We start from the raw sequence: 6,281 nt of genomic DNA on the forward strand, positions 1-6,281 counted from the left end.
ATTCACGTCGACTCAGTAAAAGCTACGAACGTCTCATGCGTACCGACGAAACTTGGGTTTACATCGCTATGATTCGTATTATGTTGAGGAGACTAGCTTAAAACAGGAGTTTCCAAACAGTTTCTAATATGTAATGCACACATCGAGGGTTAGGTCCATAATCAAGAATTTTTGTTCTTATGAGCAATAAATAGCCCCAATCGTCGTTCTCATATTTAGGGTCAGGCCTTACATTTGACATTCCTGCTTTCTTTTTTCCACCTGCTTCACAGCCCGGCTCACGGTAGCATAGCTCACGCCATAATACTCACCTACTTGAGCCAGCGTATAGTGTCCACTTAAATACGCCTGAGCCATGCCTTCATTACGGATCTTGTAGCAATCAACAAAGTAGCTCAATGGTTTGACGGGGGCTTGTTTTTGCTTTTTGGGTATGTCTTTGAGTGATTGTTCAGGATTGAGCTTACGTTGCATATCATTGACAAAGTCATCATCACCCAAATAAATCTGGTTCTTCAACAATTGCCAGGGGGAGGGTCGTTCTTTACCGGCTTTAACAAAATTTCGACAGCGTTGTTGTGCGACGCTCATTTTCTTGTCAAATCCAGCGAGGATCCATTCAGTAGTTAAACAGGCAGCGTTTTCTTCATATCCGGTCGTTGCGCGATAACTGCTCCAACGCCACTCCTTGGCACTTCGCACCATCTGTGCCCGCACCGGGTTCAGGGCAATGTAACGCGCCAATTCCAGCAGATAGGCATCTTTCTGCATCAATATGGCTTTGAAACGACCTTGAAACACGTGGCCAACACGCTGATGCTGCCGATTGAAATATTGCGTGTAAGTGCCGTTGAGATACTTCATTCCCTTGGACAGGGTTGGAGAATTGGTTTCAATTAATAAATGGTAGTGATTGTCCATTAGACAATAGGCATGACAATACCAGTCATAACGATTGACCGTGTTCTGTAGCAATAGTAAAAACTGTTGACGATCAATGTCATCATATATAGATATCTTCCCGTGCGTTGCCGCGTGCTGTCACATAATACAGCGCCCCAACAAATTCAATGCGTAAAGGTCTTGCCATCTGTACATCTTATGTAAATTTAAATTTGTTGGAGATTAAAATATTAGGATAGTAATGTCAATTGTAAGGCCTGACCCCAATGGCTCTGACCCCAATGGCTCTACTAGATTTCCCCATAAACTTCCGCGCTATCGATATTGTACTTTTCCCTTTGATATACCCTACTACGTAAGATACTGAGTATTTCGGAGGAATACTGATGCACATGTGCACATGATCAGGCATCAGGTGTCCTTCTACTATCCGCAGTTTTTCTGCTCCGCTAATTCGCGCAATACCTTTCCAAGGTGTTTTCGTATCATTCCGAATATCACTTTCTTCCTTCTTTTCGGAATAAATACGACATGATACTTACAGTCCCATGTCGTATGCGTCAAACTCTGATAATCTCTCATTTGATTCTCCTAGCTCTTGATCAAGCTAAAAGAATCAGGGTGACCTTATCACACGGTCAAACCTTTAATAGTCCCCCGGCATAGCCGGGGGATTACCTTATTTATTTAGCCAACTAAAGGGAAGATACCATGAAATCAAGATATGATTTGTTTACTATTTTTTTTTTGCATTTTACGTATTGTCTTCAAACGCAGGTTATGCCGACTTTGATATTAATACTGCATACCGATTAGCAGTAGCATCGAAATGTTCTTATGCAACTGAAGAAAATAAAAAGTCAGTAAACGATTGCTTTAGCGAAGAAATTAGAAATTCAGGAAAAGAAGGAAAGGAAGTTTTATCCGCTTTTAAAGATCTACCTAATGAAAAAATAGAGGTTTTTATATCAGAAAGTAATCTTGCAGCTAACAAAGCAGTCAATACTGCTATTGTTGCAGCAAAGAACTTGGCGGGGAAAAAAGAAAACGCTAACGACACAGAAATAAATGCTGCCATTCTGGTGCAAACTGGAAATGACGTAATTATCGCTTTTCGAGGAACCAATCCGACCCCACAGGATTGGATGAACAACTTTCTTTTAACTAGTGTAGAGGATGTATCTAATGTTGGATTGTATAAAGATGGCAGACATTATGGATTTGATCAATCCCTCAAGACCTTAACAGAGAAAATCAAGAACAGTGAAATCTGGAAGTCTCTTCTCGAAAACCCTTCCAGAAAAACTCTATACCTTACCGGGCATAGCAAGGGTGGAGCATTGGCAGCAGGCGCAACTGTCGATTATCAAAATGATTTCAGCCAGATTGAAACTTATACATTTGAAGCTGCAAGATTCTTTACGGCGCAAGGAGAAAATGACCACAAATCCCAACTTGACAGACTTCAGCGTTTTGAATATCAATATGACATAGTACCTCACCTTCCTTTGGGAAAGGTTACTTATGATTTCATGTTGAAAAACGTGCGCTATATCACATTATTAGAGAGTATTTTTAGCATACCTAATAATGAGAAAATAAAAAATTGGATTGAAAAAGTTAAAACGAATAACATCAATTTTGTTCCGGTTGGTCAATTGATTTATGTTGGTAGTGATAATAAATGTTATAAACAATCGGACAAAATAGATCCTCATGAGTATTACCGGAAACGATTTATGGAATCTGTCGAGAAAAATGGCTCTAAAACCCTCAATGATTTTATAGAAAATATATTTGAAAAAAGTAAATCAATTTTCGCGCCTGAAAAAATTGAAGCTCATAGTCCACTATCTTTTTTGATCGACCAGCATAATGAAGGTCATCTTAGATTTTTGAAAAATGCAGTCGAAAATATAAGCAAAGACAAGGAAGAGAAGCATAATTCTAATTGCGACTACCCTAATGTACCTTAGACCTTAGGGCCTTACGTTTGTCATTTCCACCATCTCCTTTTCAGCCCATTTGAGTATTTGGCTCACGATCTCGCCGCTTACATCAAAATATTTACTTATTTGTGTCAAATGTAAGGCCTGATAATCATCTAGCCGTCCTCCCCCTCGGCGGAAGCCGAAGCGGATAAAGTAGAGATACGAACCAACTTTATCAATGGAGGACGAAATGAGATTTTGCGGTATAGATCTGCATTCAAACAACAGTTTTATCGTGATCATCGACCAACAAGACCGAGTTGTGTATAGCCAGCGGCATGCTAACAGTTTGCCTGAGATACTTGAAGCACTCTCAGCTTATCAGGATGAATTATCCGGCATCGCCATTGAATCCACCTTCAATTGGTATTGGCTGGTGGATGGATTGCAAGAACGGGGTTATCGCGTCCATTTGGTTAATACCACAGCGGTCAAGCAATATGAAGGGTTGAAACATCGTGGTGACGAATCGGATGCGAAACATCTGGCGCACTTGCTACGATTGGGTTTGCTGCCGGAAGGTTACATTATGCCCAAGGACAAACGGGCGCTGCGTGACCTGGCGCGCAAACGCATGCAACTGGTGCAGCAACGCAGCATGCAAATCCTATCGATCGAATCGGTCATGCAGCGCTATACGGGCAGCCGCGCAAGCAGCAATACGATCACAAACGGCTCACACAGGATGACCTCGCCCAGATGCCGTTACACGCAGCCGAGATAGTGGGTCTGCAATCCAATCTGGTCATCATGCAGGCTTTGCAAAGCCAGATTGACTGCATCGAACAGGAATTGGCGTGCTACTGTCGCAATCAGCCAGGTTACCGTCTGCTAAAAAGCACAGCAGGCATCGGCGATGTGCTGGCGACCGTGATTTTACTTGAAACGGGTGATATCGATCGTTTTGCTGGTGTAGGTAATTACGTCTCATATTGCCGCTGCGTGGGCAGCGCACATTTATCCAACGGCAAGAAGAAAGGTGTTGGCAACACCAAGAACGGCAACCGCTATCTGGCATGGGCCTATGTCGAGGCAGCCAACTTTGCCGTGCGTTATTACGAACCGGCGAAGAAGTTTTATCAGAAGAAGAAAGCCAAACGCAACGGTATCGTTGCGATCAAAGCAATTGCACACAAACTGGCGCGCGCCTGTTATCACATGCTTAAAACTGGAGAAGTATTTTCCGTGGAACGGTGTTTTGTTTAGGGTTGGCAATGACCGGCTGAGCCAGTTATAGGGGTTGGAGATCAAACCATCAGGTCTGATTGGACACCGGTCATTTGCCATTGTTAACAGTTTGTTGAAAGAAATCGCCTGGATTGTAAGCCAGAAAAGGTTGGGGCCTGAATAGGTAACCACAGATTTGACCAAACACTTGGATACAAGACAGTACTGAGATGCTTCTGGGGCAGCTTGGCTGCCAGGGTGAAAACAACTGGCACAGCTGGTTTGTCTTTACTTGATCCTGATGGGTGACTGGTGCGATTAATGACATCACCATAATTTGAAGCAAAGGGTGCGAAGAATTTCAGCAATAATGTTCAGCAATGGCGTTATTGATTGTTATTTTATCGCCGAATGGCGAGTATTTTGTTCGTGCTCTTGACTTAGGACGGCTAATGGGTGACCCCAATGGCTTGACCCCCCAATGGCTCTTAAAACAGTATAGGTTCTACTTGTTTGATTATTAGGTAATAACCATCTGTGGGTTACTTTGACAAACTTGTTCCGTATTTATCCAGGCACTATTTATCAGCTGTCGATTTTCCGGGTGCAAATCATCATTCGCAACTTTGGCCAATCGCATTTCCATAGCAGCAACTGCTGTCTGTAGTAATTTTTTAGCGATATCCTTGCTACCAATTTTATCTTCATCAAGCGCAGGCTGTAATAGCCAATCGCTCATTGCAGATGTATTTATTGCTACTTGTCCAGCAGAGTTAACTAAAGTTGCTGTAAATTCCTGTCGCATACGGCGGCCTTGGTCATTTTGCCAACGTAACATTGCCGTGAACAATGCTTCGCCCTGGAGGCCATTAATGCTTGCCAATAAGCCATCAAACTGCAAATTCTTGGCTTCTTGAACGAGAAAGCGAAAGAAAGTTGTTTCAAAATCCATCATTATGGCTTTTGTAGCTTGGTTGGCATGTTCATGCTCAAAAGTTACTTTTAGATAAGTAACTTTTAATCCTAGTCTTTCACGCAATTCATCCGGGAACTTAAGTTGAAACACTGCGCCTTTGTGTGTTTCTTCAACTACTTCAATACCGAGTTGGTTACACATACCAAGCACAAAAGCTTTTACATGATTACGATTAAGTTTGAACTCACCCTTAGTTTCTTCAGGATTGAAACCACTGAAGTGTTCAAAAAGCTCTCTTTGCTTGGCCACTGATTCACGTGCCTTTTCAAGGGCTTCATTGATGCGCTCTTCTGTTCGCACAATACCTACTTCTGTCGCAGACTCTAAAATGTTTTCTACATCTAACAAATCAGCAAGCTCACCCATAATTTCGTCTTCTAATCCTGAGTGGTATTCACCACCCAGCGCAGCCATATCTTTTACTACTTGGCCAATCCTAGTGTAGAGCATCTGGATAATATCAGTATCTAACGTTTGCGGTGTATGTATATTGAACACAATCACCTTACGCTTTTGACCGTAGCGATATAACCGCCCCACTCGCTGCACTAATCGCATCGGGTTCCACGGAAGATCAAAATTTACCATAATATGGCAGTTGCGCTGCAGATTGATTCCTTCTCCGCCAGCCTCGGTAGAAATAAGAAATTGACCAGTAGTTTCGAAGTGACTGATAGATAAGGCTCTTTGTTCATGACTCATGCTACCGTGAATCAATGCAACGGAATTTTGACCAAAACGATCTCTTAAAGCATTTGCAATATACTCTTGGGTTGCTCGATATTCACTGAAGATTAGAATCTTTCCAGAAGGGTTGGCATTCAACACTTGATCGACTAGTCCATCCACAAAGGAACGAATTTTTCGATCTGCAGTTAGCAAGTTTCGTGCTAGAGAAATTATCTGTTCCAACAATTTAACTTCACCTGAGAAAAATTCTCTTTGAGAACCTACAAAAGCCTCTTCCCACTCACCATAATAACGTTCGTCATCTGGTTCTTCTGATTGAGAAACTGTTTGGAAATTCTGAATCCTAGCGTTAATGTAAGGAATTTTCTATAAACAGGCGGTATCATGAATCAACAAAAAGTGTAGGAAGCGTTATCCGAGTGACCTAAGCAATGGAGCGTGGCACTACTTAAAGCCCCACCTGCCGGTATCGACAGTAGGAAGGCCACGAGAGTTGAGTATGCGTCGTGTGGTAAATGCGATCCTTTATGTTTTGAAAACAGGTTGTCAATGGC

General features: G+C 42.3%; 6 protein-coding genes and 2 pseudogenes. 5 read left to right on the forward strand and 3 right to left on the reverse strand.

Annotated features, from left to right (window positions below; all coding sequences use genetic code 11):
- A pseudogene (locus J5I83_RS08120) lies at window positions 1-101 on the forward strand (IS5/IS1182 family transposase); the annotation flags it as partial.
- Window positions 102-228: 127 nt separating this feature from the next.
- On the opposite strand, the gene J5I83_RS08125 reads toward J5I83_RS08120, so the two are convergent.
- Window positions 229-975 carry a transposase gene (locus J5I83_RS08125; RefSeq protein ID WP_304054802.1) on the reverse strand — a complete coding sequence of 249 codons (747 nt, stop codon included), beginning with the start codon at window positions 973-975 and terminating at the stop codon, window positions 229-231.
- Between the two features lie 223 nt (window positions 976-1,198).
- A pseudogene (gene tnpA, locus J5I83_RS08130) lies at window positions 1,199-1,485 on the reverse strand (IS200/IS605 family transposase); the annotation flags it as partial.
- A gap of 179 nt (window positions 1,486-1,664) precedes the next feature.
- Between tnpA and J5I83_RS08135 the strand changes: the two are divergent.
- From J5I83_RS08135 to J5I83_RS08145, 3 genes are all read left to right on the forward strand, one after another.
- On the forward strand, window positions 1,665-2,879 hold the full coding sequence (locus J5I83_RS08135; protein WP_304054804.1) for a lipase family protein: 1,215 nt from the start codon (window positions 1,665-1,667) through the stop codon (window positions 2,877-2,879).
- Window positions 2,880-3,084: 205 nt separating this feature from the next.
- The gene (locus J5I83_RS08140) at window positions 3,085-3,618 is read left to right on the forward strand and encodes a transposase (protein WP_304054806.1); all 534 of its coding nucleotides are present in this window, start codon (window positions 3,085-3,087) and stop codon (window positions 3,616-3,618) included.
- Window positions 3,594-4,100 carry a transposase gene (locus J5I83_RS08145; RefSeq protein ID WP_304054808.1) on the forward strand — a complete coding sequence of 169 codons (507 nt, stop codon included), beginning with the start codon at window positions 3,594-3,596 and terminating at the stop codon, window positions 4,098-4,100. The genes J5I83_RS08140 and J5I83_RS08145 overlap by 25 nt, the downstream gene beginning before the upstream one ends.
- 481 nt (window positions 4,101-4,581) lie before the next feature.
- Here J5I83_RS08145 and J5I83_RS08150 read toward each other — a convergent pair whose 3' ends face one another.
- Window positions 4,582-5,949 (reverse strand): helicase-related protein, encoded by a 1,368-nt coding sequence (locus J5I83_RS08150; RefSeq protein ID WP_304054810.1) that lies wholly within the window; start codon window positions 5,947-5,949, stop codon window positions 4,582-4,584.
- Between the two features lie 166 nt (window positions 5,950-6,115).
- Here J5I83_RS08150 and J5I83_RS14535 point away from each other — a divergent pair.
- On the forward strand, window positions 6,116-6,281 hold a 166-nt coding region (locus tag J5I83_RS14535), incomplete at its 3' end, for a transposase (protein WP_369683406.1).

Source organism: Nitrosomonas communis (assembly GCF_024102715.1).
Taxonomy (GTDB): domain Bacteria; phylum Pseudomonadota; class Gammaproteobacteria; order Burkholderiales; family Nitrosomonadaceae; genus Nitrosomonas; species Nitrosomonas communis_B.

Excerpts from the sequence above, each read along its gene's own strand:
- J5I83_RS08140 (WP_304054806.1), top strand. The coding sequence starts at position 3,085 with ATGAGATTTTGCGGTATAGATCTGCATTCAAACAACAGTTTTATCGTG.
- J5I83_RS08145 (WP_304054808.1), top strand. The coding sequence starts at position 3,594 with ATGCCGTTACACGCAGCCGAGATAGTGGGTCTGCAATCCAATCTGGTC.